20 protein-coding genes are annotated in these 22,877 nt (G+C 72.0%); 18 read left to right on the top strand and 2 right to left on the bottom strand.

The genetic code is table 11. From position 1 onward, the window contains the following. The first annotated feature begins 11 nt into the window (after nucleotides 1-11). From ACFPP6_RS32095 to ACFPP6_RS32085, 3 genes are all read left to right on the top strand, one after another. The gene (locus ACFPP6_RS32095) at nucleotides 12-572 is read left to right on the top strand and encodes an HIT family protein (protein WP_382049819.1); all 561 of its coding nucleotides are present in this window, start codon (nucleotides 12-14) and stop codon (nucleotides 570-572) included. Between the two features lie 67 nt (nucleotides 573-639). Continuing rightward, nucleotides 640-1,539, top strand: coding sequence for a polysaccharide deacetylase family protein (locus tag ACFPP6_RS32090; RefSeq protein WP_382049817.1), 900 nt, complete (start codon nucleotides 640-642; stop codon nucleotides 1,537-1,539). Continuing rightward, nucleotides 1,539-2,762, top strand: coding sequence for a YVTN family beta-propeller repeat protein (locus ACFPP6_RS32085; RefSeq protein ID WP_382049816.1), 1,224 nt, complete (start codon nucleotides 1,539-1,541; stop codon nucleotides 2,760-2,762). Before ACFPP6_RS32090 ends, ACFPP6_RS32085 begins: the two co-directional genes overlap by 1 nt. Nucleotides 2,763-2,807: 45 nt before the next feature. On the opposite strand, the gene ACFPP6_RS32080 is transcribed toward ACFPP6_RS32085, so the two are convergent. Beyond that, the gene (locus ACFPP6_RS32080) at nucleotides 2,808-4,529 is read right to left on the bottom strand and encodes a hypothetical protein (RefSeq protein ID WP_382049814.1); all 1,722 of its coding nucleotides are present in this window, start codon (nucleotides 4,527-4,529) and stop codon (nucleotides 2,808-2,810) included. Between the two features lie 105 nt (nucleotides 4,530-4,634). Next, on the bottom strand, nucleotides 4,635-6,842 hold the full coding sequence (locus ACFPP6_RS32075) for an elongation factor G-like protein EF-G2 (protein WP_382049812.1): 2,208 nt from the start codon (nucleotides 6,840-6,842) through the stop codon (nucleotides 4,635-4,637). A 244-nt stretch (nucleotides 6,843-7,086) separates the two neighbouring features. Between ACFPP6_RS32075 and pgsA the strand changes: the two genes are divergently transcribed. The 15 genes from pgsA to ACFPP6_RS32000 all read left to right on the top strand — a co-directional run bounded on the left by pgsA (nucleotide 7,087) and on the right by ACFPP6_RS32000 (nucleotide 22,859). Next, a complete protein-coding gene (gene pgsA, locus ACFPP6_RS32070) occupies nucleotides 7,087-7,770 on the top strand; it encodes a phosphatidylinositol phosphate synthase (RefSeq protein WP_382049810.1) in 684 nt (227 codons plus the stop codon). After that, on the top strand, nucleotides 7,767-8,798 hold the full coding sequence (locus tag ACFPP6_RS32065; RefSeq protein ID WP_382049808.1) for a phosphatidylinositol mannoside acyltransferase: 1,032 nt from the start codon (nucleotides 7,767-7,769) through the stop codon (nucleotides 8,796-8,798). The genes pgsA and ACFPP6_RS32065 overlap by 4 nt, the downstream gene beginning before the upstream one ends. Then, nucleotides 8,795-9,955, top strand: a complete 1,161-nt coding sequence (locus tag ACFPP6_RS32060; RefSeq protein WP_382049806.1) for a glycosyltransferase family 4 protein — start codon at nucleotides 8,795-8,797, stop codon at nucleotides 9,953-9,955. The genes ACFPP6_RS32065 and ACFPP6_RS32060 overlap by 4 nt, the downstream gene beginning before the upstream one ends. 247 nt (nucleotides 9,956-10,202) lie before the next feature. Then, nucleotides 10,203-10,745 (top strand): LemA family protein, encoded by a 543-nt coding sequence (locus ACFPP6_RS32055; protein WP_179080114.1) that lies wholly within the window; start codon nucleotides 10,203-10,205, stop codon nucleotides 10,743-10,745. 160 nt (nucleotides 10,746-10,905) lie between these two features. Further along, a complete protein-coding gene (gene pdxS / locus ACFPP6_RS32050) occupies nucleotides 10,906-11,820 on the top strand; it encodes a pyridoxal 5'-phosphate synthase lyase subunit PdxS (protein WP_382049804.1) in 915 nt (304 codons plus the stop codon). Nucleotides 11,821-11,902: 82 nt separating this feature from the next. Then, nucleotides 11,903-12,493: a pyridoxal 5'-phosphate synthase glutaminase subunit PdxT gene (gene pdxT, locus ACFPP6_RS32045; RefSeq protein ID WP_382049802.1), complete on the top strand. Its 591-nt coding sequence runs from the start codon at nucleotides 11,903-11,905 to the stop codon at nucleotides 12,491-12,493. A gap of 64 nt (nucleotides 12,494-12,557) precedes the next feature. Continuing rightward, nucleotides 12,558-13,310 (top strand): YebC/PmpR family DNA-binding transcriptional regulator, encoded by a 753-nt coding sequence (locus ACFPP6_RS32040; RefSeq protein ID WP_058045263.1) that lies wholly within the window; start codon nucleotides 12,558-12,560, stop codon nucleotides 13,308-13,310. A 132-nt stretch (nucleotides 13,311-13,442) separates the two neighbouring features. After that, on the top strand, nucleotides 13,443-13,994 hold the full coding sequence (gene ruvC, locus ACFPP6_RS32035; RefSeq protein ID WP_382049800.1) for a crossover junction endodeoxyribonuclease RuvC: 552 nt from the start codon (nucleotides 13,443-13,445) through the stop codon (nucleotides 13,992-13,994). Then, complete coding sequence (gene ruvA, locus ACFPP6_RS32030) at nucleotides 13,991-14,608, top strand: Holliday junction branch migration protein RuvA (RefSeq protein ID WP_382049798.1); 618 nt, start codon at nucleotides 13,991-13,993, stop codon at nucleotides 14,606-14,608. The genes ruvC and ruvA overlap by 4 nt, the downstream gene beginning before the upstream one ends. Before the next feature lie 103 nt (nucleotides 14,609-14,711). Further along, nucleotides 14,712-15,800: a Holliday junction branch migration DNA helicase RuvB gene (gene ruvB, locus ACFPP6_RS32025; RefSeq protein WP_382049796.1), complete on the top strand. Its 1,089-nt coding sequence runs from the start codon at nucleotides 14,712-14,714 to the stop codon at nucleotides 15,798-15,800. Nucleotides 15,801-15,962: 162 nt separating this feature from the next. Next, nucleotides 15,963-16,463: a preprotein translocase subunit YajC gene (gene yajC, locus ACFPP6_RS32020; RefSeq protein ID WP_382049794.1), complete on the top strand. Its 501-nt coding sequence runs from the start codon at nucleotides 15,963-15,965 to the stop codon at nucleotides 16,461-16,463. A 147-nt stretch (nucleotides 16,464-16,610) separates the two neighbouring features. Then, nucleotides 16,611-18,461 carry a protein translocase subunit SecD gene (gene secD, locus ACFPP6_RS32015; RefSeq protein WP_382049792.1) on the top strand — a complete coding sequence of 617 codons (1,851 nt, stop codon included), beginning with the start codon at nucleotides 16,611-16,613 and terminating at the stop codon, nucleotides 18,459-18,461. 1 nt (nucleotide 18,462) lies between these two features. Next, on the top strand, nucleotides 18,463-19,587 hold the full coding sequence (gene secF, locus ACFPP6_RS32010; RefSeq protein ID WP_382049790.1) for a protein translocase subunit SecF: 1,125 nt from the start codon (nucleotides 18,463-18,465) through the stop codon (nucleotides 19,585-19,587). Then, the gene (locus tag ACFPP6_RS32005) at nucleotides 19,584-20,150 is read left to right on the top strand and encodes an adenine phosphoribosyltransferase (RefSeq protein WP_168091334.1); all 567 of its coding nucleotides are present in this window, start codon (nucleotides 19,584-19,586) and stop codon (nucleotides 20,148-20,150) included. The genes secF and ACFPP6_RS32005 overlap by 4 nt, the downstream gene beginning before the upstream one ends. Nucleotides 20,151-20,342: 192 nt before the next feature. After that, nucleotides 20,343-22,859 carry a RelA/SpoT family protein gene (locus ACFPP6_RS32000; RefSeq protein ID WP_382049787.1) on the top strand — a complete coding sequence of 839 codons (2,517 nt, stop codon included), beginning with the start codon at nucleotides 20,343-20,345 and terminating at the stop codon, nucleotides 22,857-22,859. Nucleotides 22,860-22,877: the final 18 nt, after the last annotated feature.

Genomic DNA, 22,877 nt, shown 5'->3' with positions numbered 1-22,877 from the left:
CCGGGGCCCATATGCTGCACAGCATGACGAGTGAGCCGGAGCAGCAGATCGGAGTCGGGGCGCCGGACGCGTTCCAGCGACTGTGGACGCCCCACCGGATGGCCTACATCCAAGGCGAGAACAAGCCGACCGGGCCGGGGTCCGGTGACGGCTGCCCGTTCTGCTCGATCCCGGAGAAGAGCGACGAGGACGGGCTGGTCATCGCCCGGGGCGAGCGCGTCTACGCCGTCCTGAACCTCTACCCGTACAACGGCGGCCACCTCATGGTCGTGCCCTTCCGGCACGTCGCCGACTACACCGAGCTCGACGTCGCCGAGACCGCCGAGCTCGCGGCCTTCACCAAGCGGGCCATGACCGCGCTGCGCACCGCCTCCGGCGCGCACGGGTTCAACATCGGCATGAACCAGGGCGCCACCGCCGGTGCCGGCATCGCCGCTCATCTGCACCAGCACGTGGTCCCCCGCTGGGGCGGCGACACGAATTTCATGCCGGTGATCGGCCACACCAAGGTGCTGCCCCAACTGCTGGCGGACACCCGCAAGATGCTCGCGGACGCCTGGCCGGACGCCTGAGGACACGCGTCAGAGAAAAACGGGCAAATGTCCCAAAGTCTTAATTAAAAGAAGTTCTAATGGTGCGGTGACCTTCCTTCACCGCCGCACCGTGCTGCGCGCGGCCGCCGGCGGAGCCCTCGCCGGGGCCGCCGGCGCGGGCTGCGGCCGGTCGGACGGCGAGTCGGGGGCCCGGGCGGCGGATCCGTCCGTAGGGGCCGGCGCGTCGGCCGGGCGGTCCGCCGGGCCGGGTGCGTCGGCCAAGCCCGGTGCGTCCACCAAGCCGGGCGCGTCCCGTAAGCCGGGCGCCTCGAAGAAGCCTGCGGCGTCCGGGGCGCCGTCGGTGTCGAAGCCCCCCGCGCTCACCCTCGCCCCGCTCCCGCCGGGGCTCCCCGCCCAGATCGAGCACGGCCCCCGCACCGGCAAGGACGTGGCGCTGACCTTCCACGGCCAGGGCGATCCGAAGCCCATCACCGGGCTGCTGGGGGAGGCCGAGCGGGCCGGGGCGCGGGTGACCGTGCTCGCCGTGGGCACCTGGCTGGACGCCTATCCGCAGCTCGCACGGCGGATCCTCGACGGCGGCCACGAGCTGGGCAACCACACGATGCACCACCTCGACATCTGCACGATGCCCGCGGCCGCGGCCTCCGCGGAGATCACCGAGTGCGCGGAGCGGCTGCGGCGGCTGACGGGCGGGATCGGCCGCTGGTTCCGGCCCTCGCGGGCGCGGCTCGCCACCGAGCAGGTGGCCCGGCTGGCCCGTCAGGCCGGCTATCCGCACGTTCTCTCCTACGACGTGGACTCCCTGGACTTCACCGATCCCGGGCCGGAGGCGGTCCGGCGCACCGTGCTGAAGGCGGTGCGGCCCGGGTCGGTGGTGAGCCTGCACTTCGGGCACGCGGGCACCGTGGCCGCGCTGCCCGCGATCCTCGACGGCCTGCACCGCCGCGGTCTGCGCGCGGTGACGACAACGGAGCTGCTGACCTGATGAACCAGTTCTCCTCGTTCCCGAGCTCTCTGCGCCGGCCGCGTCTGCGCGGGGTGCACCGTGCCGTGCTGTTCGCCGCCGCCTGCGCCCTGCTGGCCTCCGGCTGCGGCGGGGATTCCGGTACGGAGGCCGCCGACCGCGCGCCCCACAAGGAGGGGCAGCAGCAGGAGCGCCGGGGCGCCGCCCCGGCCGCGGGGCTGCCCGGTATGCCGCCGCTGCTGGATCCGAACGACCTGTACGCGGCGGACCGGCCCAATCAGCTGTCGCCGGTGGTGAAGGACTTCCCGTCGCGGGTGTACGTGCCCAACACGGAGTCGAACACGGTGAGCGTGATCGACCCGAAGACGTACAAGGTGATCGAGACGATCCCGGTGGGGAACCAGCCGCAGCACGTGGTGCCGTCGTGGGACATGAAGACGCTGTGGGTGAACAACGACCGCGGTCACACGCTGACGGCGATCGACCCGGCCACGGGGAAGAAGGGGCGGACGGTCGACGTCCACGACCCGTACAACCTCTACTTCACGCCGGACGGCAAGTACGCGGTGGTGATGGCGTCGATGGACCGGGAGCTGGTGTTCCGGGACGCCCAGACCATGAAGCGGAAGAAGACGGAGCCGGTGTCGTGCAAGGGGGTGAACCACGCGGACTTCTCGCCGGACGGGAAGTACTTCATCGTCTCGTGCGAGTTCTCGGGCGAGCTGCTGAAGGTCGACACGGCGAAGATGAAGGTGATCGGCCAGCAGAAGCTGCCGTTCGAGGGCGCGATGCCGCAGGACGTGAAGATCGCTTCCGACGGCAAGACCTGGTACGTCGCCGACATGATGGCGGACGGGGTGTGGGTGCTGGACGGTGACAAGTTCACCGAGCCGTGGCTGATGCCGACGGGCAAGGGCGCGCACGGGCTGTACGTGAGCCGGGACTCGAAGTCGATGTACATCTCCAACCGGGGCGAGGGTTCGGTCTCGGTGCTGGACCTGCCGAGCCGCAAGCTGGTGAAGAAGTGGGAGCTGCCGGAGGGCGGGAGCCCGGACATGGGCGGGGTGTCGGCGGACGGCAACGTGCTGTGGCTGTCGGGGCGTTACGACTCGGAGGTGTACGCCATCGACACCCGGGACGGGCACCAGATCGCCAAGATCCCGGTCGGTGCGGGGCCGCACGGCCTCGCCGTCTATCCGCAGCCGGGCCGGTACTCGCTGGGCCACACCGGAATCTTCCGGTGAGACCCGGCGAGTGACGGCCGGTCAGGCGCGGCGGGCGGGCGCCGGTCAGGCGTTGTAGACGTCCGCTGCGCCCGGCTTGGCGTCCTGGACGGCGCCGCTGAGGGACATGGCGCGGCTGTTGAAGCGGTCGGTGTTGACGCCGTGCTCCTTGAGTACGCGCAGGGCGGCCTCGTGCACCACGCGCAGGACGGGGGTGGTGGCGCGCAGGGCGTCGTCGGCCATGAAGCGGTGCCGCCAGGGCTTCTCGGCCCAGGCGTGCCGCAGGCCGAACGGCTCGGGCAGGACGAGCTTTCCGCCCCAGTACTCCAGGAGCGGGGGGTACCAGGTGAGGGGGGCGCGGGCGGCGAGGCGGACGATCTCGCGGGGCGGGACGACGGAGAGGGTCCTGGTCCGGTTCTCCCAGAACTTGATGGTCTTGGGGGTGGTCTTGGTGCGGGCGGCGGGCTTGCCCATGAAGACGCCGCTGACGGGGCCGAGGGCGTGCCCGGTGACCTCGATGCGCAGGGTCTTGTGGAGGACGGTGACGGTGATCAGGAGGGTGATGACGAGCTGGCCGTCCCAGAGGACGAACTGGACGCCGAGGTAGTGCCGGCTGCCAGCGCCGAACTGCTGCTCGTTGCAGATCTTCTGGAGCTCGGCGCCCCTTATCTGGAAGCCGTCGGTGCCTTCGGGGCGGGAGACGGCGCCGGCGCCCTCGCCGACGTCCGAGACGACCCAGTGCTCGACGGAGGGGGCGGGGAAGCCGCCGGTGTGCAGGGGGCTGCGCTCCAGGAGGTGCAGCTGGTCGTGGATGGCGCGGACGACGTCCCAGCTGCGGAAGGGGTTGATCTCCTTGCCGGGGTCGAGCGGGACGAGCTCCTCGGCGAGGTGCCAGCTGCCCCAGCGGGTGCCCATGCCGAGGATGCCCTTGGTGCCGGCGTAGAAGGCGACGTTGCTCTGCTGCTCGGCGGCGAGGCGCTCCAGGGACTGGCGGAGCCGCTCGGCGGCGGTCTCGCCGGGGTTCTTGGGGACGGCTTCGGGGATCTTGGCGCCGACGCCACCGCCGGAGAGCAGGCCCGTCCAGCGGTCGCGGAGGTCCTTGGCGGTGCGCTCGCAGACGGTCTTCGCCCAGAAGCCGCCGACGAGCGGGGCGATGATCATGGCGCGCAGGTAGAAGGCCCAGAAGCCGTGGAAGGGCAGCTTCACCAGGAGGATGGCGGCGAGGATGCCGAGGGCCACGAGGAGGGCCGTGCCGAGGGCTCCGGCGCGCTTGTTCTGGGCGCCGGCGATGGTGCGGCGGAGCTGGAAGACGCCGAGCCAGAGCAGGACGCCGGGGAGGAAGAGCAGCCCGCAGACGCCCATGATGAGGGTGAGTTTGGCGTCGCGCTGCTTGCGGATGCGGTTGGCCGCGAGGCAGTGCTCGACGACGGGCTGCGGGTCGAGGCCGAAGGACTGGATGAGGGGCTTGCGGCCGCCGCCGAGCACACGCAGCTGGACGGCGCGGGCGAAGGCCTCGCCCAGGTTGGGCTCGAAGAGCGATATGCGGGGCGCCTTGACCTCGGACTTGGCCCAGTCGGAGTTGGCCTTGAGGAGCTGGTCGACCGGTCCGTCGCGGTAGGCGGCGGAGGCGAGCGCCTGCGTCGCCGCGGTCTGTCCCGAGGAGCCCGAGAGCGGGATCTGCGCCCCGGGGCTGAAGTCGAAGGGATCCCCTGCTGCCACTGCTGCCCCCAATGCCGCGCATGTCCGGTCCTGCGGCCTTCGACGGATGCCGACGACCGCCCGCGTCATACGTGTTGGTCCGCGGCTCCAGCGTATCGGCGTGGGGTGCCGGCTGTCGCAGAGATCGTGAAGGCCGCCCGCCCCGGATGGTGCGAGGCGGGCGGATTGCGCCTGTTACCCTCCGGATCCGGCCGATTCCCGCAGCCGCTCGGCGACCTGAGGGGGCATCGGTTCGTGGCGGGCGTAGGAGCGGGTGAAGCGGCCGGTGCCGTGCGACAGGGAGCGCAGGTCGACGGCGTAGCGGCCGATCTCGATCTCGGGCACCTCGGCGCGCACCAGGGTGCGGCCCGCGCCGGACTGCTCGGTTCCGATGACACGGCCCCGCCGCCCGGACAGGTCGCTCATCACGGGGCCGACGTAGTCGTCGGAGACCAGGACCTCGATCTCGGCGACGGGCTCCAGGAGGTGGATCCTGGCCTCGGCCGCGGCTTCGCGCAGGGCGAGCGCGCCCGCGGTCTGGAAGGCGGCGTCGGAGGAGTCCACCGAGTGCGCCTTGCCGTCGAGGAGGGTGACCCGGATGTCGACCAGGGGGTGGCCGGCGGCGACGCCGCGGGCGGCCTGGGCGCGGATCCCCTTCTCCACGGAGGGGATGAACTGGCGGGGGACGGCGCCGCCGACGACCTTGTCGACGAATTCGATGCCGGAGCCGCCGGGCAGCGGTTCGACCTCGATCTCGCAGATGGCGTACTGGCCGTGGCCGCCGGACTGCTTGACGTGCCGGCCGCGGCCGGCCGCCTTGGTGCCGAAGGTCTCGCGGAGCGAGACCTTGTGGGGCACGACGTCGACCTGGACGCCGTAGCGCGAGCGCAGCCGTTCCAGGGCGACGTCGCGGTGGGCTTCGCCCAGGCACCAGAGGACGACCTGGTGGGTGTGCGGGTTCTGCTCCAGGCGCATGGTGGGGTCTTCGGCGACGAGCCGGGACAGGCCCTGGGAGAGCTTGTCCTCGTCGGGCTTGCTGTGCGCCTGGATCGCCACGGGCAGGAGCGGGTCGGGCATCTGCCAGGGCTCCATGAGGAGGGGGTCGCCCTTGGCGGAGAGCGTGTCGCCGGTCTCGGCGCGGCTGAGCTTGGCGACGCAGGCGATGTCCCCGGCGATGGCCTGGGGGAGGGGTCGCTGCTGTTTGCCGAAGGGTGAGGAGAGGGCGCCGATGCGCTCGTCGACGTCGTGGCTCTCGTGGCCGCGGTCCTCCAGGCCGTGGCCGGAGACGTGGACGGTCTCGTCGGGGCGCAGGGTGCCGGAGAAGATGCGGACGAGGGAGATCCTGCCGACGTAGGGGTCGGAGGAGGTCTTGATCACCTCGGCGGCGAGCGGGCCCGCGGGGTCGCAGGTCACGGGCGCGTGGGGGCGGCCGTCGGGGGTGGTGACGGCCGGGACCTCGCGTTCGAGGGGGGTGGGGAAGCCGCCGGTGATCAGCTCCAGGAGCTCGACGGTGCCCAGGCCCTGTTTGGCGCCCTCGGCCGCGGGGGCCGCGGCGAGGACGGGGTGGAAGCTGCCGCGCGCCACGGCGCGCTCCAGGTCCTCGACGAGGGTCTTGACGTCGATCTCCTCGCCGCCGAGGTAGCGGTCCATGAGGGTCTCGTCCTCGCTCTCGGCGATGATGCCCTCGATGAGCCGGTTGCGCGCCTCCTCGATGAGGGGCAGGTGCTCGGGCCCGGGTGCGGCCTCGGCCCGCTCGCCGGAGGAGTAGTCGAAGACGCGCTGGGAGAGCAGGCCGATGAGGCCGGCGACGGGGCGGTGCCCGTCGGGGCCCTCCGGCCCGTGCAGCGGCAGGTAGAGCGGCAGCACGCCGTCGGGGGAGTCCCCGCCGAAGGCCGTGCGGCAGGTCTCCGTCATCTCCTCGAAGTCGGAGCGGGCCGACTCCAGATGGGTGATGACGATGGCGCGGGGCATGCCGACGGCCGCGCACTCCTCCCAGACCATGCGGGTGGCACCGTTGATGTTCTCGGTGCCCTCGGCCGCCGAGACGACGAAGAGGGCCGCGTCCGCTGCGCGCAGACCGGCCCTGAGCTCCCCGACGAAGTCGGCGTAGCCGGGGGTGTCCAGCAGATTGATCTTGATGCCGGCCCATTCGACGGGGGCCAGTGACAGCTGGACCGAGCGCTGCTGGCGGTGCTCGATCTCGTCGTAGTCCGACAGCGCGCCGCCGTCCTCGACGCGGCCGGCCCGGTTGACCGCGCCGGTCGCCAGCGCGAGGGCCTCCACCAGCGTCGTCTTTCCCGAGCCGCTGTGGCCGACCAGCACCACGTTGCGTACGTGGCTCGGCCGGTCGGCCGATACTGCTCTGCCCGCGGCCCCTGGGTACGTGCCCGTCTTCTCGCCCATGTGTCCCGCCTCCCGGTCGACACCTGCGGTACACCGAGCTTTCCACTGCGGTAACGCTGCGTCCATACGTCGCACACGGAGGCGCCCCCGCACGCCCCGCGCGGGGGCCGCCGGGGGCGGTGGGAGCACCGGTGTTCCCGCTGCGAGCGGTGCGTGCGCGGCTGCCCGGGGGTGCCTGGCTACGATGGGCCAGCCGGTGGCCTCCTGACCACGCGGCCCGATACGACACCCCTCCGGGAAGGCCATGCTGAACAAGTACGCGCGTGCGTTCTTCACGCGTGTTCTCACGCCGTTCGCCGCCCTGCTCATCCGCCTCGGCGTCAGCCCCGACGCGGTGACCCTCATCGGTACCGGTGGCGTGGTGGCGGGCGCACTGGTCTTCTACCCCCAGGGGGAGTTCTTCTGGGGCACGATCGTCATCACCCTGTTCGTCTTCTCGGACCTGGTGGACGGCAATATGGCCCGCCAGCTGGGCCGCTCCAGCCGCTGGGGCGCCTTCCTGGACTCCACGCTCGACCGGGTCGCCGATTCGGCGATCTTCGGCGGCCTCGCCCTGTGGTACGCGGGCGGCGGTGACGACATCGCGCTGTGCGCGGTGTCGATCTTCTGCCTCGCCAGCGGCCAGGTCGTCTCGTACACCAAGGCGCGCGGCGAGAGCATCGGCCTGCCGGTGAACGTGAACGGCCTGGTCGAACGGGCCGAGCGGCTGGTCATCTCGCTGGTGGCGTGCGGCCTCGCGGGCCTGCACAAGTTCGGCGTGCCGGGCATCCAGTACCTGCTGCCGGTGGCGCTGTGGATCGTGGCCGTGGGCAGCCTGGTCACCCTGATCCAGCGGGTGGTGACGGTGCGCCGCGAATCCGCCGAGGCGGAGGCCGAGGCCGCGGCCGCCGCCGGGGCCTCCCCGGCGCAGGGCGGTGGCAACGGGTGAAGGAGCGGCTGACCGACGCGCTGTACGGGCTCGGCTGGGCCACGGTCAAGAAGCTGCCGGAGCCGGTGGCCGTCCGGCTGGGGCAGCAGATCGCCGACGCGGCGTGGCGGCGGCGCGGCAGGAGCGTGCTGCGGCTGGAGGCCAATCTGGCGCGCGTGCTGCCGGACGCGTCCGCCGAGCGTCTGACGCGGCTGTCGCGGGCGGGCATGCGCTCGTACATGCGCTACTGGATGGAGTCCTTCCGGCTGCCGGCGTGGAGCGCGGAGCGCATTCGCACGGCCTTCGCGCCGGAGGGCCTGCACCACCTGGAGGAGGGCCTGGCGAGCGGGCGCGGCGTGGTGATCGCGCTGCCCCACATGGGCAACTACGACCTCGCCGGGGCGTGGGTGACCACGCGCCTGGGGGTGCCCTTCACGACGGTGGCCGAGCGGCTGAAGCCCGAGACGCTCTACGACCGCTTCGTGGCCTACCGCGAGGGGCTGGGCATGGAGGTGCTGCCCCACGCGGGCGGCAGCGCCTTCGGCACGCTGGCGCGCCGGCTGCGCTCCGGGGGCCTGGTGTGCCTGGTGGCCGACCGCGACCTGTCCTCCTCGGGGATGGAGGTGACGTTCTTCGGCGAGGCCGCGAAGATGCCCGCCGGCCCCGCGATGCTGGCCGTGCAGACCGGGGCCCTGCTGATGCCCGTGACGCTCTGGTACGACCGCTCGCCGGTGATGCAGGGGCGGGTGCACGCCCCCATCGAGGTGCCCGGGGAGGGCACGCGCGCCGAGAAGGCCGCGGTGATGACGCAGCGCATGGCCGACGCCTTCGCCTCCGGCATCGCCGAGCACCCGCAGGACTGGCACATGCTCCAGCGACTGTGGCTCGCCGACCTCGACCCGCGCCCGGACCGGCCGTCCGGCGGAGCGGACGCGGCGGACGGAGCGGCGGACGGGCCGGAGCGGGGGACGCAGGGCGCACACGACTCGCAGGGCACACCGGGCGGGGACGCCGGCCGGGCCGAGAGCGACCGGAGGGCCGAGGCATGAGGATCGGGATCGTCTGTCCCTACTCGTGGGACGTGCCGGGCGGCGTGCAGTTCCACATCCGGGACCTGGCCGAGCACCTCATCCGGCTGGGGCACGAGGTGTCGGTGCTGGCCCCCGCGGACGACGAGACGCCGCTGCCGCCCTTCGTGGTCTCGGCGGGACGGGCCGTCCCGGTCCCGTACAACGGCTCCGTGGCGCGGCTGAACTTCGGCTTCCTGTCGGCCGCGCGGGTGCGGCGCTGGCTGCACGACGGCGACTTCGACGTCATCCACATCCACGAGCCCACCTCCCCGTCGCTGGGCCTGCTGACCTGCTGGGCCGCGCAGGGCCCGATCGTGGCGACCTTCCACACCTCCAATCCGCGCTCCCGGGCGATGATCGCCGCCTATCCGATCCTCCAGCCCGCCCTGGAGAAGATCAGCGCGCGCATCGCGGTCAGCGAATACGCCCGCAGGACGCTCGTCGAGCACCTCGGCGGCGACGCCGTGGTCATCCCCAACGGCGTCGACGTGGACTTCTTCGCCCGCGCCGAGCCCAAGGAGGAGTGGCAGGGCGGGACGATCGGCTTCATCGGCCGCATCGACGAGCCGCGCAAGGGCCTGCCCGTGCTGATGCGCGCCCTGCCGAAGATCTTCGCCGAGTGCCCCGGCGCCCGGCTGCTGGTCGCCGGCCGGGGCGACGAGGAGGAGGCCGTGGCGGGCCTGCCCCGGGAGATGCGCGAGCGCGTCGAGTTCCTCGGCATGGTCAGCGACGAGGACAAGGCGCGGCTGCTGCGCAGCGTCGACGTCTACGTGGCCCCCAACACGGGCGGGGAGTCCTTCGGCATCATCCTGGTCGAGGCGATGTCGGCGGGCGCTCCCGTCCTCGCCAGCGACCTGGACGCCTTCGCCCAGGTGCTCGACCAGGGCTCGGCCGGGGAGCTGTTCGCCAACGAGGACGCCGATGCGCTCGCCGCCGCGGCCGTACGGCTGCTGGGCGACCAGGAGCTGCGGACCGGCCTGAGCGAGCGCGGCAGCGCGCACGTGCGCCGCTTCGACTGGTCCCGCGTGGGCGCCGACATCCTGGCCGTCTACGAGACGGTCACCGCCGGCGCGGCCTCCGTCGCCGCCGACGAGCGCAGCGGCCTGCGCGCCCGCTTCGGCCTGGCCCGCGACTAGCCCTTCCGGCGGATCACGGGCTGTGCACGGGTGCCGGTCCTCCCGGATTCCGCCGGACTCGCGCCGCCCTGGCGATGCGCCGGTGCGGCGGCAGCTGTTGCGCCGGCCGTAGACCGGTCCGGGCCGGCAGCGAACGGCGCCGGGACGGAGCTCCGGGTGACGGTGCGGCAGCCCCCGCGAGCGCCCAGCCCGTGGCGGGTCCCGCTGCGCGAAGCGGCCCGAGCGGCGAGCGGTAACGTGGCCCGGCGTGACCACACTGATCTGGATCGTCGCCGCCCTGGTCGTCATCGGCGTCTATCTGAGCTGGACCGCGGGCCGGCTGGACCGGCTGCACAGCCGCATCGACGCCGCACGCGCCGCGCTGGACGCCCAGCTGCTGCGCCGCGCCTCGGTCGCCCAGGAACTGGGCACGGCCGGCGTCCTCGACCCGGCCGCCTCGATCGTGCTCTACCAGGCCGCGCACGCCGCACGGCAGGCCGAGGAGGAGCAGCGCGAGGTCGCCGAGAGCGAGCTGAGCCAGGCCCTGCGGGCGGTCTTCGCGGAGGTGCCGCAGGTCGAGGTCGTCCGGGAGGCCCCCGGCGGCGAGGAATCCCTGACCGAGCTGTCCGAGGCGGTCCGGCGGGTGCCGATGGCCCGCCGCTTCCACAACGACGCGGTCCGCGCCGCCCGCGCCGTGCGCAAGCACCGCGTGGTGCGCTGGTTCCGGCTCGCGGGCCACGCGCCCTTCCCGATGGCCTTCGAGATGGACGACGAGCCGCCCGCCGTCCTGGAGGCGCGGACGAGCCATTGACCTCCGGGCAGGCCTCCCGGGCAGGGGCCACAAGGGCCCACCGGACCTCTCCGGGCACCCCGGACAAGCCACCGGCCTCGGATTGGCTCTTTTTCCGGGGAAAGCGGGATCGGTTGTATGAGGGGCGCAGCATCACCGCCCTTGATAGTGAGGTCACAACGTGTCCAGCACGGTCCCCAGCACGTCCACCACCCCCGAGACCGGTACTGCCCGCGTCAAGCGCGGCATGGCCGAGCAGCTCAAGGGCGGCGTGATCATGGACGTCGTCAACGCCGAGCAGGCGAAGATCGCCGAGGACGCGGGCGCGGTCGCGGTCATGGCCCTCGAGCGGGTGCCGGCCGACATCCGCAAGGACGGCGGCGTGGCCCGGATGTCCGACCCCAACATGATCGAGGAGATCATCGGGGCCGTCTCCATCCCCGTCATGGCCAAGTCCCGCATCGGCCACTTCGTCGAGGCCCAGGTCCTGCAGTCGCTCGGCGTCGACTACATCGACGAGTCCGAGGTCCTCACCCCGGCCGACGAGGTCAACCACTCCGACAAGTGGGCCTTCACCACCCCCTTCGTCTGCGGTGCCACCAACCTGGGCGAGGCCCTGCGCCGCATCGCCGAGGGCGCGGCCATGATCCGCTCCAAGGGCGAGGCCGGCACCGGCAACGTCGTGGAGGCCGTGCGCCACCTGCGCCAGATCAAGAACGAGATCGCCAAGCTGCGCGGCTTCGACAACAACGAGCTGTTCGCCGCGGCCAAGGACCTGCGCGCCCCGTACGAGCTCGTCAAGGAGGTCGCCGAGCTCGGCAAGCTGCCGGTCGTCCTCTTCTCCGCCGGTGGCGTGGCCACCCCGGCCGACGCCGCGCTGATGCGCCAGCTCGGCGCCGAGGGCGTCTTCGTCGGCTCCGGCATCTTCAAGTCCGGCGACCCGGCCAAGCGCGCCGCCGCCATCGTGAAGGCCACCACCTTCTACGACGACCCGAAGGTCATCGCGGACGCCTCCCGCAATCTCGGCGAGGCCATGGTCGGCATCAACTGCGACACCCTGCCCGAGGCCGAGCGCTACGCCAACCGCGGCTGGTAACGAACCGCTTCCCCGGCTGGGCGGTCCGCGCGTGCAGCGGGCCGCCCAGCCGTCGTCCAGACCCGAGACGGAGAAAAACCCCGTGTCCACCCCCACCATCGGCGTCCTCGCCCTGCAGGGCGACGTCCGCGAGCACCTCGTCGCCCTCGCCGCCTCCGACGCGCTCGCCCGCCCGGTCCGCCGCCCCGAGGAACTCGCCGAGGTCGACGGCCTGGTGATACCCGGTGGCGAGTCCACCACCATGTCCAAGCTCGCCGTCGTCTTCGGCATGCTGGAGCCGCTGCGCGAGCGCGTGCGGGCGGGGATGCCCGTCTACGGCACCTGCGCCGGCATGATCATGCTGGCCGAAAAGCTGCTGGACGGGCGGGAGGACCAGGAGACGCTCGGCGGCATAGACATGATCGTCCGCCGCAACGCCTTCGGCCGGCAGAACGAGTCCTTCGAGGCGTCCGTCGAGATGGCCGGCATCGAGGGCGGCCCCGTCGAGGGCGTCTTCATCCGCGCCCCCTGGGTCGAGTCCGTCGGCGCCGCGGCCGAGATCGTCGCCACCTACGACGGCCACGCCGTCGCGGTCCGCCAGGGCAACGTGCTGGCGACGTCCTTCCACCCGGAGCTCACCGGCGACCACCGGGTCCACGCCCACTTCGTGGACATGGTGCGCGCAGCCCAGTAGCCGGGCCCCGGTAGGATCTCAGTCGTTCGTTCTCAGGATTTGGTTACGCGAAGGAGACAGGCGGATGTCCGGCCACTCTAAATGGGCTACGACGAAGCACAAGAAGGCCGTGATCGACGCCAAGCGCGGCAAGCTCTTCGCGAAGCTCATCAAGAACATCGAGGTCGCGGCCCGCATGGGTGGCGTCGACATCGAGGGCAACCCGACGCTCTACGACGCCATCCAGAAGGCGAAGAAGCAGTCGGTCCCGAACAAGAACATCGACTCCGCGGTCAAGCGCGGCGGCGGCCTCGAGGCCGGCGGCGCCGACTACGAGACGATCATGTACGAGGGTTACGGCCCGAACGGCGTCGCGGTCCTCATCGAGTGCCTCACCGACAACCGCAACCGCGCCGCCTCCGACGTGCGCGTCGCCATGACCCGCAACGGCGGCTCCATGGCCGACCCGGGCTCGGTGTCCTACCTGTTCAACCGCAAGGGCGTCGTGATCGTCCCCAAGGGCGAGCTCAGCGAGGACGACGTGCTCGGCGCCGTCCTGGACGCCGGTGCGGAGGAGGTCAACGACCTCGGCGAGTCCTTCGAGGTCCTCAGCGAGGCCACCGACCTCGTCGCGGTCCGCACCGCCCTCCAGAAGGAAGGCATCGACTACGACTCGGCCGAGGCCAACTTCGTCCCCACCATGCAGGTGGAGCTCGACGAAGAGGGCGCGCGCAAGATCTTCAAGCTGATCGACGCGCTCGAGGACAGCGACGACGTCCAGAACGTCTTCGCCAACTTCGACGTCTCGGACGAGGTCATGGCGAAGGTCGACGCGTAGGACGCGTAAGGCTTCCGACTGCGGTCGGCCGACGGGCCGGCGGGACAACTCGTCCCGCCGGCCCGTCGGCATGATCGGCCGTTGTCAGTGGCAGCCGATAGCCTGCCCGGGCAGGTGAGCCAAGGAGGGGTTGTGCGGGTACTGGGTGTGGACCCCGGGTTGACGCGCTGCGGCGTCGGCGTGGTGGAGGGTACGGCGGGCCGCCCGCTGCGCATGGTCGGCGTGGGCGTCGTGCGCACCCCCGCCGAGGCCGACACCGCCGACCGCCTGGTCCTCATAGAGCGCGGCATCGAGCAGTGGCTCGACGAGCACCGGCCCGAATTCGTCGCCGTGGAGCGCGTCTTCAGCCAGCACAACGTCCGCACGGTCATGGGCACCGCCCAGGCCAGCGCCGTCGCCATGCTGTGCGCCGCCCGCCGCGGCCTGCCCGTCGCCCTGCACACCCCCAGCGAGGTCAAGGCCGCCGTCACCGGCTCCGGCCGGGCGGACAAGGCCCAGGTCGGCGCCATGGTCACCCGCCTCCTGCGGCTCGACGCACCGCCGAAGCCGGCCGATGCCGCCGACGCCCTGGCCCTGGCCATCTGCCACATCTGGCGCGCCCCGGCCGCCGGCCGCCTGCAGCAGCTCGCCGCGGCCCAGCGCCGCACCACCGCACCCGTCCGCCTCCCGAAGGGCACCCGATGATCGCCTTCGTCTCCGGCCCCGTCGCCGCCCTCGCCCCCGACACCGCGGTCGTCGAGGTGGGCGGCATCGGCATGGCCGTCCAGTGCACGCCCGACACCCTCTCGGGCCTCCGCATCGGTCAGCAGGCCCGCCTCGCCACCTCCCTCGTCGTCCGCGAGGACTCCCTGACCCTCTACGGCTTCGCCGACGACGACGAGCGCCAGACCTTCGAGCTGCTGCAGACCGCCAGCGGCGTCGGGCCCCGCCTCGCCCAGGCCATGCTCGCCGTGCACAGCCCCGACGCCCTGCGGCGCGCCTTCGCCACCGGTGATGAGAAGGCCCTGACCGCCGTGCCCGGCATCGGCAAGAAGGGCGCGCAGAAGCTGCTGCTGGAGCTGAAGGACCGGCTCGGCAAGCCGGTCGGCTCGGCCGCGCCGGCCGCCGCCCCCGCCGCCGCGGGCTGGCGCGATCAGCTCCAGGCCGCGCTCGTCGGTCTGGGCTATGCCGCCCGCGAGGCGGACGAGGCGGTGGAGGCGGTGGCGCCCCGGGCGGAGGCCGTTCTCGCCGACGGCGGTCAGCCGCAGGTCGGCCAGCTGCTGCGGGCCGCGCTGCAGACGCTGAACCGGGCGCGATGAGCAGGGCCCGGTGCGGCCCCGCGGGCGGGTCCGTGCCCCCGGGCCGCACCGGCGCGGCCCCTGCCGGAAAACCGACCAAGCACTCGACCGTGAGGTTCAACCCGTGAACTGGGACGACGAATCCGCATACGCGGAGCCCCCCGCAGGCGACCGCCTCGTCGCCACCGCCGCCGACGGCGAGGACCAGGCCGTCGAGGCCGCGCTGCGCCCCAAGGACCTCGGCGAGTTCGTCGGCCAGGAGCGCGTGCGCGAGCAGCTCGACCTCGTCCTCAAGGCCGCCCGGGCCCGCGGCGCCACCGCCGACCACGTGCTGCTCTCCGGAGCCCCCGGCCTCGGCAAGACCACCCTCTCGATGATCATCGCGGCCGAGATGGGCGCCCCCATCCGCATCACCTCCGGCCCCGCCATCCAGCACGCCGGCGACCTCGCCGCGATCCTCTCCTCCCTCACCGAAGGCGAGGTCCTCTTCCTCGACGAGATCCACCGCATGTCGCGGCCCGCCGAGGAGATGCTCTACATGGCCATGGAGGACTTCCGCGTCGACGTGATCGTCGGCAAGGGCCCCGGCGCCACCGCCATCCCCCTGGAGCTGCCGCCCTTCACCCTCGTCGGCGCCACCACCCGGGCCGGCCTGCTCCCGGCCCCGCTGCGCGACCGCTTCGGTTTCACCGGGCACATGGAGTTCTACGCCCCCGCCGAGCTGCAGCGCGTGGTGCACCGCTCGGCCCGGCTGCTGGACGTGGAGATAGGGGACCAGGGCGCCGCCGAGATCGCCGGCCGCTCCCGCGGCACCCCCCGCATCGCCAACCGCCTGCTGCGCCGCGTCCGCGACTACGCCCAGGTCAAGGCCGACGGGGTGATCACCCGCGAGATCGCCGCCCAGGCCCTCGACGTCTACGAGGTCGACGCCCGCGGCCTCGACCGGCTGGACCGCGCCGTCCTGACCGCCCTCCTCAAGCTCTTCGGCGGCGGACCGGTGGGCCTGTCCACCCTGGCCGTGGCCGTCGGCGAGGAGCGCGAGACCGTCGAGGAGGTCGCCGAGCCGTTCCTCGTCCGCGAGGGACTGCTGGCCCGCACGCCCAGGGGCCGCATCGCCACCCCGGCCGCGTGGGAGCACCTGGGCCTCGTCAATGACGCCGGCACGGCGGGCCGGGCGGGCACCCCTCCCCAGCAGGGCCTCTTCGGAGGGTGACGGCGCGGGGGCTGGTCGGGTCAGGAACCACGGTGCCATGCTGGGCGTTGTTCCATAGGCGCGGACTCGCTTAGACTCCGCCGATGCCGCCCGTACCGGCGCGGCATACCACCCCCGTAGAAGGCCGCACCCCCCGCGGTCGTGTGAAGGAAACCCCGTCCCGTGAATATCGTGACTCTCCTGCCGTTCATCGTGCTCATCGGGGCCATGTTCCTGATGACGCGATCGGCCAAGAACAAGCAGCGCCAGGCGGCGCAGATGCGCGACCAGATGCAGCCGGGCACCGGCGTGCGGACGATCGGCGGCATGTACGCCACCGTCAAGGAGGTCAGCGACGACACGGTCCTCCTCGAGGTGGCCCCGGGCGTCCACGCGATCTACGCGAAGAACGCCATCGGCGCCGTCCTGGAGGACGACGAGTACAACCGCATCGTCCACGGGATCGAGCCGCACGAGTCCGAGACCCCTGTCGTCCCGGACGATGCCTCGTCGCTGACCGAGTCCGAGGCCCCGGCCGACAAGAAGATCGACCTGGGCAAGGGCGAGGCCGCCGAGGCCGAGAAGGCCGCCGAGCCGGAGTCCGAGGCCGCCGAGAAGGCCGCCGAGAACACCAAGGACGCCAAGCGGGACGGCAAGCAGGACGGCGACGCCGACGCGAAGTAGCCCTTCGAGGAACCGCGGAGCACTGCTGGAGCAGTGCGCCGCGGTTCCCTGACGGTCTAGGCTCCGGCGGGGGGCAGGTCCCCACAACATTCGTGGCCGCCCGGCGAACGCACGGAACCGGGCGGTTGGACAGGGAGAAACGACAAGGTGGCAGCACCGAAGAAGGGCCGCAGGTCCCCGGGCGGCCAGGGCAGGCCGGGCCGGGTCCTGGCCCTGATCCTGATCGCCATGGTGGCGCTCACCGGGGGGATGTTCGCCTCAGGGCGCACCACGCCGCGGCTGGGCATCGACCTCGCGGGCGGCACCAGCTTCACGCTGGAGGCCAAGAACGAGCCCGGCAAGCCCAATGCGATCAACCCGACCAACATGAACACCGCGGTCGGCATCATCGAGCGGCGTGTCAACGGTCTGGGCGTCACCGAGGCCGAGGTCCAGACGCAGGGCGACAACCACATCATCGTGAACATCCCCAAGGGGACGAACGCGAAGCAGGCCCGCCAGCAGGTCGGAACCACCGCCAAGCTCGGCTTCCGCCCCGTGCTGTCCGTGGCCGCCGGTGCCAAGACCGAGCCCACTCCCGACGCCTCGTCCCCCGGCAAGGACAAGGACAAGGACAAGGACGCCAAGGACAAGGACGGCAAGACCAAGCCGTCCGGCTCGCCTTCCGCCTCCGCCTCCTCCTCGGCCTCGGGTGCCCCCTCCGCGAGCGCGAGCCCGCGCCAGCAGGGCCGCCCCGTCACCGACGCCGTGAAGGCCGACGCCACCCCGTCCGCCTCGGCCGTCGCCAAGGACGACAAGGCGAAGGACGAGAAGAAGGACGACGCCAAGAAGGACGAGGGCAAGAAGGACGACAAGTCCAAGGAGCCCACGCCGTCCCCGGCCGACGTCGCCGCGCTGCAGAAGAAGCTCGACGCCCTGGACTGCACGACCCCCGAGGGCCGTGCCAAGGCGAGCGAGGCCGCGGCGGGCGCCAAGACGACCGACGTCATCGTGGCCTGCAAGAAGGACGGCTCGGCCAAGGAGATCCTCGGCCCGGTGTCCGTCGAGGGCACCGGCGTCACAGGCGCCGACGCCGTCTTCGACAGCCAGCAGGGCCGCGGCTGGCTCGTCCAGCTGAAGTTCGACTCCAGCGGCTCCAAGAAGTTCGCGGACGTCACCGGCCAGCTCGCCGGCAAGCAGCCCCCGCAGAACCAGTTCGCGATCGTCCTGGACGGCGAGGTCGTCTCCGACCCGTCCGTCTCCACCTCGATCACGGGCGGCCAGGCGGAGATCTCCGGCGGCTTCACCCAGGCCAGCGCCCAGGACCTCGCCAACGTGCTGTCCTACGGCGCCCTGCCGCTGTCCTTCGACGTCGTCACCGAGCAGACGGTCACCGCCGCCCTCGGCGGTGAGCAGCTGCGCGCCGGTCTGCTCGCCGGCGCCATCGGCCTCGGCCTGGTGATCATCTACCTGGTCGCGTACTACCGCGGTCTCGCGCTCGTCGCCCTCGCCAGCCTCCTGGCCTCGGCGATCCTCACGTACACGATCATGGTGCTGCTCGGCCAGGCCATCGGCTTCGCGCTGAACCTGCCGGCCGTCTGCGGTGCGATCGTCGCGATCGGCATCACCGCCGACTCCTTCATCGTCTACTTCGAGCGCATCCGCGACGAGATCCGCGACGGACGCACCCTGCGCCCGGCCGTCGAGCGCGGCTGGCCGCGCGCCCGGCGCACGATCCTGGTCTCCGACTTCGTGTCCTTCCTGGCCGCCGCGGTGCTCTTCATCGTCACCGTCGGCAAGGTGCAGGGCTTCGCGTTCACGCTCGGCCTGACCACGCTCCTCGACGTCGTCGTGGTCTTCTTCTTCACCAAGCCGCTGATGACGCTCCTCGCCCGGCGCAAGTTCTTCGCCAGTGGCCATCCGTGGTCCGGGCTCGACCCCAAGCGCCTCGGCGTCAAGCCGCCGCTGCGGGCCTCCCGCCGCCGCCCCTCCGCCCCCGTCGACCCCAAGGAGGCGTGAGATGTCCAAGCTCGGAAATCTCGGCGCCCGGCTCTACCGCGGCGAGGTCGGCTACGACTTCGTGGGCAAGCGGAAGATCTGGTACGGCATCTCGATCCTCATCACCATCACGGCCATCGTCGGCCTGGCGGTGCGCGGCCTGAACATGGGCATCGAGTTCTCCGGCGGCGCGGTCTTCACCACGCCCACCACCTCCGTCTCGGCCGAGACGGCCCGGGTGACCGCGGAGGAGGCCTCCGGCCACACCGCGATCGTCCAGAAGCTCGGCAACGGCCCGCTGCGCGTCCAGGTCAGCGACCTCACCACCGAGCAGTCGCGCGCCACCCAGGAGGCCCTGGCCAAGAAGCTGGGCGTCTCCACGGACAAGGTCAACACCGACATCGTGGGCCCGAGCTGGGGTGACCAGATCGCCAAGAAGGCCTGGTACGGCCTGGGCATCTTCATGATCCTCGTGGTGATCTACCTGGCGATCGCCTTCGAGTGGCGCATGGCCATCGCCGCCCTGATCGCCCTGATCCACGACCTCACCATCACCGTCGGCGTCTACGCACTGGTCGGCTTCGAGGTCACCCCGGGCACCGTGATCGGTCTGCTCACCATCCTCGGTTACTCCCTCTACGACACCGTCGTCGTCTTCGACGGTCTGAAGGAGGGCGCGAAGGACATCACGAAGCAGACCCGCTTCACCTACAGCGAGATCGCCAACCGCAGCCTCAACGGCACCCTGGTGCGTTCGATCAACACCACGGTGGTCGCGCTGCTGCCGGTCGCCGGCCTGCTGTTCATCGGCGGCGGCTTCCTCGGCGCGGGCATGCTCAACGACATCTCGCTCGCCCTGTTCGTCGGTCTCGCGGCCGGCGCCTACTCGTCGATCTTCATCGCCACGCCGCTGGTCGCCGACCTCAAGGAGCGCGACCCGCAGATGCGGGCCCTGGCCAAGCGGGTGCGCGCCAAGCGCGCCGCCCAGGCCGCCAAGGGCGAGGCGGGCGAGGAGCCGCGCGACGAGGTCCCCGGTGACGAGGAGGACGAGAGCGAGGACGCCGCGACCGGTGTCGTCGGCCCCCGCCAGTCCGCCGCCCGCGCCCGCGGCACCCGCGGCGGCCGCCCCCAGGGGAAGCGCCGATGAGCGCCACGGGCGTCGGCACGGCCGACGAGAAGCTGCGCGACCTGCTGCTGACGCACATCCACGACGTGGCCGACTATCCGAAGCCGGGCGTGATGTTCAAGGACATCACCCCGCTGCTCGCCGATGCCACGGCGTTCGCCGCCCTGACCGACGAGCTCGCCGCGCTGTGCAAGCGCCACGGCGCCACCAAGGTCGTCGGCCTGGAGGCCCGGGGCTTCATCCTCGGTGCCCCGGCCGCCGTCCGGGCGGGGCTGGGCTTCGTGCCCGTGCGCAAGGCCGGCAAGCTCCCCGGAGCCACGCTGGCCCAGGCCTACGAGCTGGAGTACGGCACGGCGGAGATCGAGATGCACGCCGACGCCGTCGGCCCCGGCGACCGCGTCCTCGTCATCGACGACGTGCTGGCCACCGGCGGCACCGCCGAGGCCTCGCTCCGGCTGATCCGCCGGGCCGGCGCCGAGGTCGCCGGGGTCGTCGTGCTCATGGAGCTCGGCTTCCTGCCCGGCCGCGAGCGGCTCGCGGACGCCCTCGGCGACGCCCCGCTGGAGGCTCTGATCACGGTCTGACGCGCCTCTGACCTGCCACGCAGGGCAGGTCCGGCACGCACTGCGCACCGCGGGGCGGGCCCCGGGGAAGACCCCGGGGCCCGCCCCGCGTTCTTCTGAGCACAGCCGGGTGCGCGGCGGCCCCGCCGCCCGGGTCGATACCATGGTTGTCCGGACCTGATCGGGGGGCCGGACCCCGCATGAGGAGTGCTCTTGCCAGACGAGGCCCAGCCGCTCACCGCCGCACAACAGGACGAGCCGTCTCCCGAGGCCGCGGCGGCCGCGGGCACGCCCAAGGGCCGCCCGCAGAGCGCGCCTGAGTCCACGCCCCGGCCGCCGGCCGGCCCCGGCGCGGGCAGCGGACCGAAGAGCCAGGTCCCGGCCGTCGCGGGGACGTCACCCGTGCGGCCCACGCCGCCGCCCAGCGCCCCGCGCCCCGGCTCCTCCAGCCGCGTCCGGGCCCGCCTCGCCCGCCTCGGCGTCCAGCGCTCCAGCCCGTACAACCCGGTCCTCGAACCGCTCCTGCGCATCGTGCGCGGAAACGACCCGAAGGCCGACGCGACGACCCTGCGCCAGATCGAGCGCGCCTACCAGGTCGCCGAGCGCTGGCACCGCGGCCAGAAGCGCAAGAGCGGCGATCCCTATATCACCCACCCCCTCGCGGTGACCACGATCCTCGCCGAGCTCGGCATGGATCCGGCCACGCTGATGGCCGGGCTGCTGCACGACACCGTCGAGGACACCGAGTACGGCCTGGACGACCTGCGCCGTGACTTCGGCGACCAGGTCGCCCTGCTGGTGGACGGCGTCACCAAGCTCGACCGCGTGCAGTTCGGCGAGGCCGCGCAGGCCGAGACCGTCCGCAAGATGGTCGTCGCCATGGCCAAGGACCCGCGCGTCCTGGTCATCAAGCTCGCCGACCGCCTGCACAACATGCGCACCATGCGCTACCTCAAGCGGGAGAAGCAGGAGAAGAAGGCCCGCGAGACCCTTGAGATCTACGCCCCGCTGGCGCACCGGCTGGGCATGAACACCATCAAGTGGGAGCTGGAGGACCTCGCCTTCGCGATCCTCTACCCCAAGATGTACGACGAGATCGTCCGCCTCGTCGCCGAGCGGGCACCCAAGCGCGACGAATACCTGGCGATCGTCACCGACGAGGTCCAGGCCGACCTGCGCGCCGCCCGCATCAAGGCCACCGTCACCGGCCGGCCGAAGCACTACTACAGCGTCTACCAGAAGATGATCGTGCGGGGCCGCGACTTCGCCGAGATCTACGACCTGGTGGGCATCCGCGTCCTCGTCGACACCGTCCGCGACTGCTACGCGGCGCTCGGCACCGTCCACGCCCGGTGGAACCCGGTGCCCGGGCGGTTCAAGGACTACATCGCGATGCCCAAGTTCAACATGTACCAGTCGTTGCACACGACGGTCATAGGGCCCAGCGGCAAGCCCGTCGAGCTGCAGATCCGCACCTTCGACATGCACCGCCGCGCCGAGTACGGCATCGCCGCGCACTGGAAGTACAAGCAGGAGGCCGTCGCCGGAGCCTCCAAGGTGCGCACCGACGTGCCCAAGAACGCCGGCAAGAACCAGGACACCGTCAATGACATGGCCTGGCTGCGGCAGCTGCTGGACTGGCAGAAGGAGACCGAGGACCCGGGCGAGTTCCTGGAGTCCCTGCGCTTCGACCTCTCCCGCAACGAGGTCTTCGTCTTCACGCCCAAGGGCGATGTCATAGCGCTCCCGGCCGGGGCCACCCCGGTCGACTTCGCCTACGCCGTCCACACAGAGGTCGGCCACCGCACGATAGGGGCCCGGGTCAACGGGCGGCTCGTGCCGCTGGAGTCCACCCTCGACAACGGCGATCTGGTCGAGGTCTTCACCTCCAAGGCGCCCGGCGCCGCCCCCTCCCGCGACTGGCTGGGCTTCGTCAAGTCCCCCCGCGCGCGCAACAAGATCCGTGCCTGGTTCTCCAAGGAGCGCCGCGACGAGGCCATCGAGCAGGGCAAGGACGCCATCGCGCGCGCCATGCGCAAGCAGAACCTGCCGATCCAGCGCATCCTCACCGGTGACTCCCTGGTCACCCTCGCGCACGAGATGCGCTACCCCGACATCTCCTCCCTCTACGCCGCCATCGGCGAGGGCCACGTCGCGGCGCAGGGCGTCGTGCAGAAGCTGGTGCAGGCCCTGGGCGGCGAGGACGCCGCCACCGAGGACATCGAGGAGACCGCTCCGATCCGCGGCCGCTCCAAGCGGCGCTCCAGCGCGGACCCCGGCGTGATCGTCAAGGGCGTCGAGGACGTCTGGGTGAAGCTCGCCCGGTGCTGTACGCCGGTGCCCGGCGACCCCATCATCGGCTTCGTCACCCGCGGCAACGGGATCTCGGTGCACCGCGCCGACTGCGTCAACGTCGAGTCGCTCTCGCAGCAGCCCGAACGGATCATCGACGTCGAGTGGGCGCCCACCCAGTCCTCGGTCTTCCTGGTCGCGATCCAGGTCGAGGCGCTGGACCGCTCCCGGCTGCTGTCGGACGTCACGCGCGTCCTGTCCGACCAGCACGTCAACATCCTGTCCGCGGCCGTGCAGACGTCCCGGGACCGGGTGGCCACGTCCCGCTTCACCTTCGAGATGGGCGACCCCAAGCACCTCGGTCACGTCCTGAAGGCCGTGCGGGGCGTCGAGGGCGTGTACGACGTCTACCGCGTGACCTCGGCCCGACGGCCGTAAACGCACATGAGTAAGGGG

The sequence above is a fragment of the Streptomyces aureoversilis genome, from assembly GCF_042657885.1.
Taxonomy (GTDB): domain Bacteria; phylum Actinomycetota; class Actinomycetes; order Streptomycetales; family Streptomycetaceae; genus Streptomyces; species Streptomyces aureoversilis.
The sequence above is the reverse complement of the archived record's forward strand: the minus strand, read 5'-3'. Positions and strand labels throughout refer to the sequence as shown.

Excerpts from the sequence above, each read along its gene's own strand:
- ACFPP6_RS32095 (WP_382049819.1), top strand. The coding sequence starts at position 12 with ATGCTGCACAGCATGACGAGTGAGCCGGAGCAGCAGATCGGAGTCGGG.
- ACFPP6_RS32085 (WP_382049816.1), top strand. The coding sequence starts at position 1,539 with ATGAACCAGTTCTCCTCGTTCCCGAGCTCTCTGCGCCGGCCGCGTCTG.
- ACFPP6_RS32080 (WP_382049814.1), bottom strand. The coding sequence starts at position 4,529 with ATGACGCGGGCGGTCGTCGGCATCCGTCGAAGGCCGCAGGACCGGACA.
- ACFPP6_RS32075 (WP_382049812.1), bottom strand. The coding sequence starts at position 6,842 with ATGGGCGAGAAGACGGGCACGTACCCAGGGGCCGCGGGCAGAGCAGTA.
- pgsA (WP_382049810.1), top strand. The coding sequence starts at position 7,087 with ATGCTGAACAAGTACGCGCGTGCGTTCTTCACGCGTGTTCTCACGCCG.
- ACFPP6_RS32060 (WP_382049806.1), top strand. The coding sequence starts at position 8,795 with ATGAGGATCGGGATCGTCTGTCCCTACTCGTGGGACGTGCCGGGCGGC.
- ACFPP6_RS32040 (WP_058045263.1), top strand. The coding sequence starts at position 12,558 with ATGTCCGGCCACTCTAAATGGGCTACGACGAAGCACAAGAAGGCCGTG.
- ruvA (WP_382049798.1), top strand. The coding sequence starts at position 13,991 with ATGATCGCCTTCGTCTCCGGCCCCGTCGCCGCCCTCGCCCCCGACACC.
- secF (WP_382049790.1), top strand. The coding sequence starts at position 18,463 with ATGTCCAAGCTCGGAAATCTCGGCGCCCGGCTCTACCGCGGCGAGGTC.
- ACFPP6_RS32005 (WP_168091334.1), top strand. The coding sequence starts at position 19,584 with ATGAGCGCCACGGGCGTCGGCACGGCCGACGAGAAGCTGCGCGACCTG.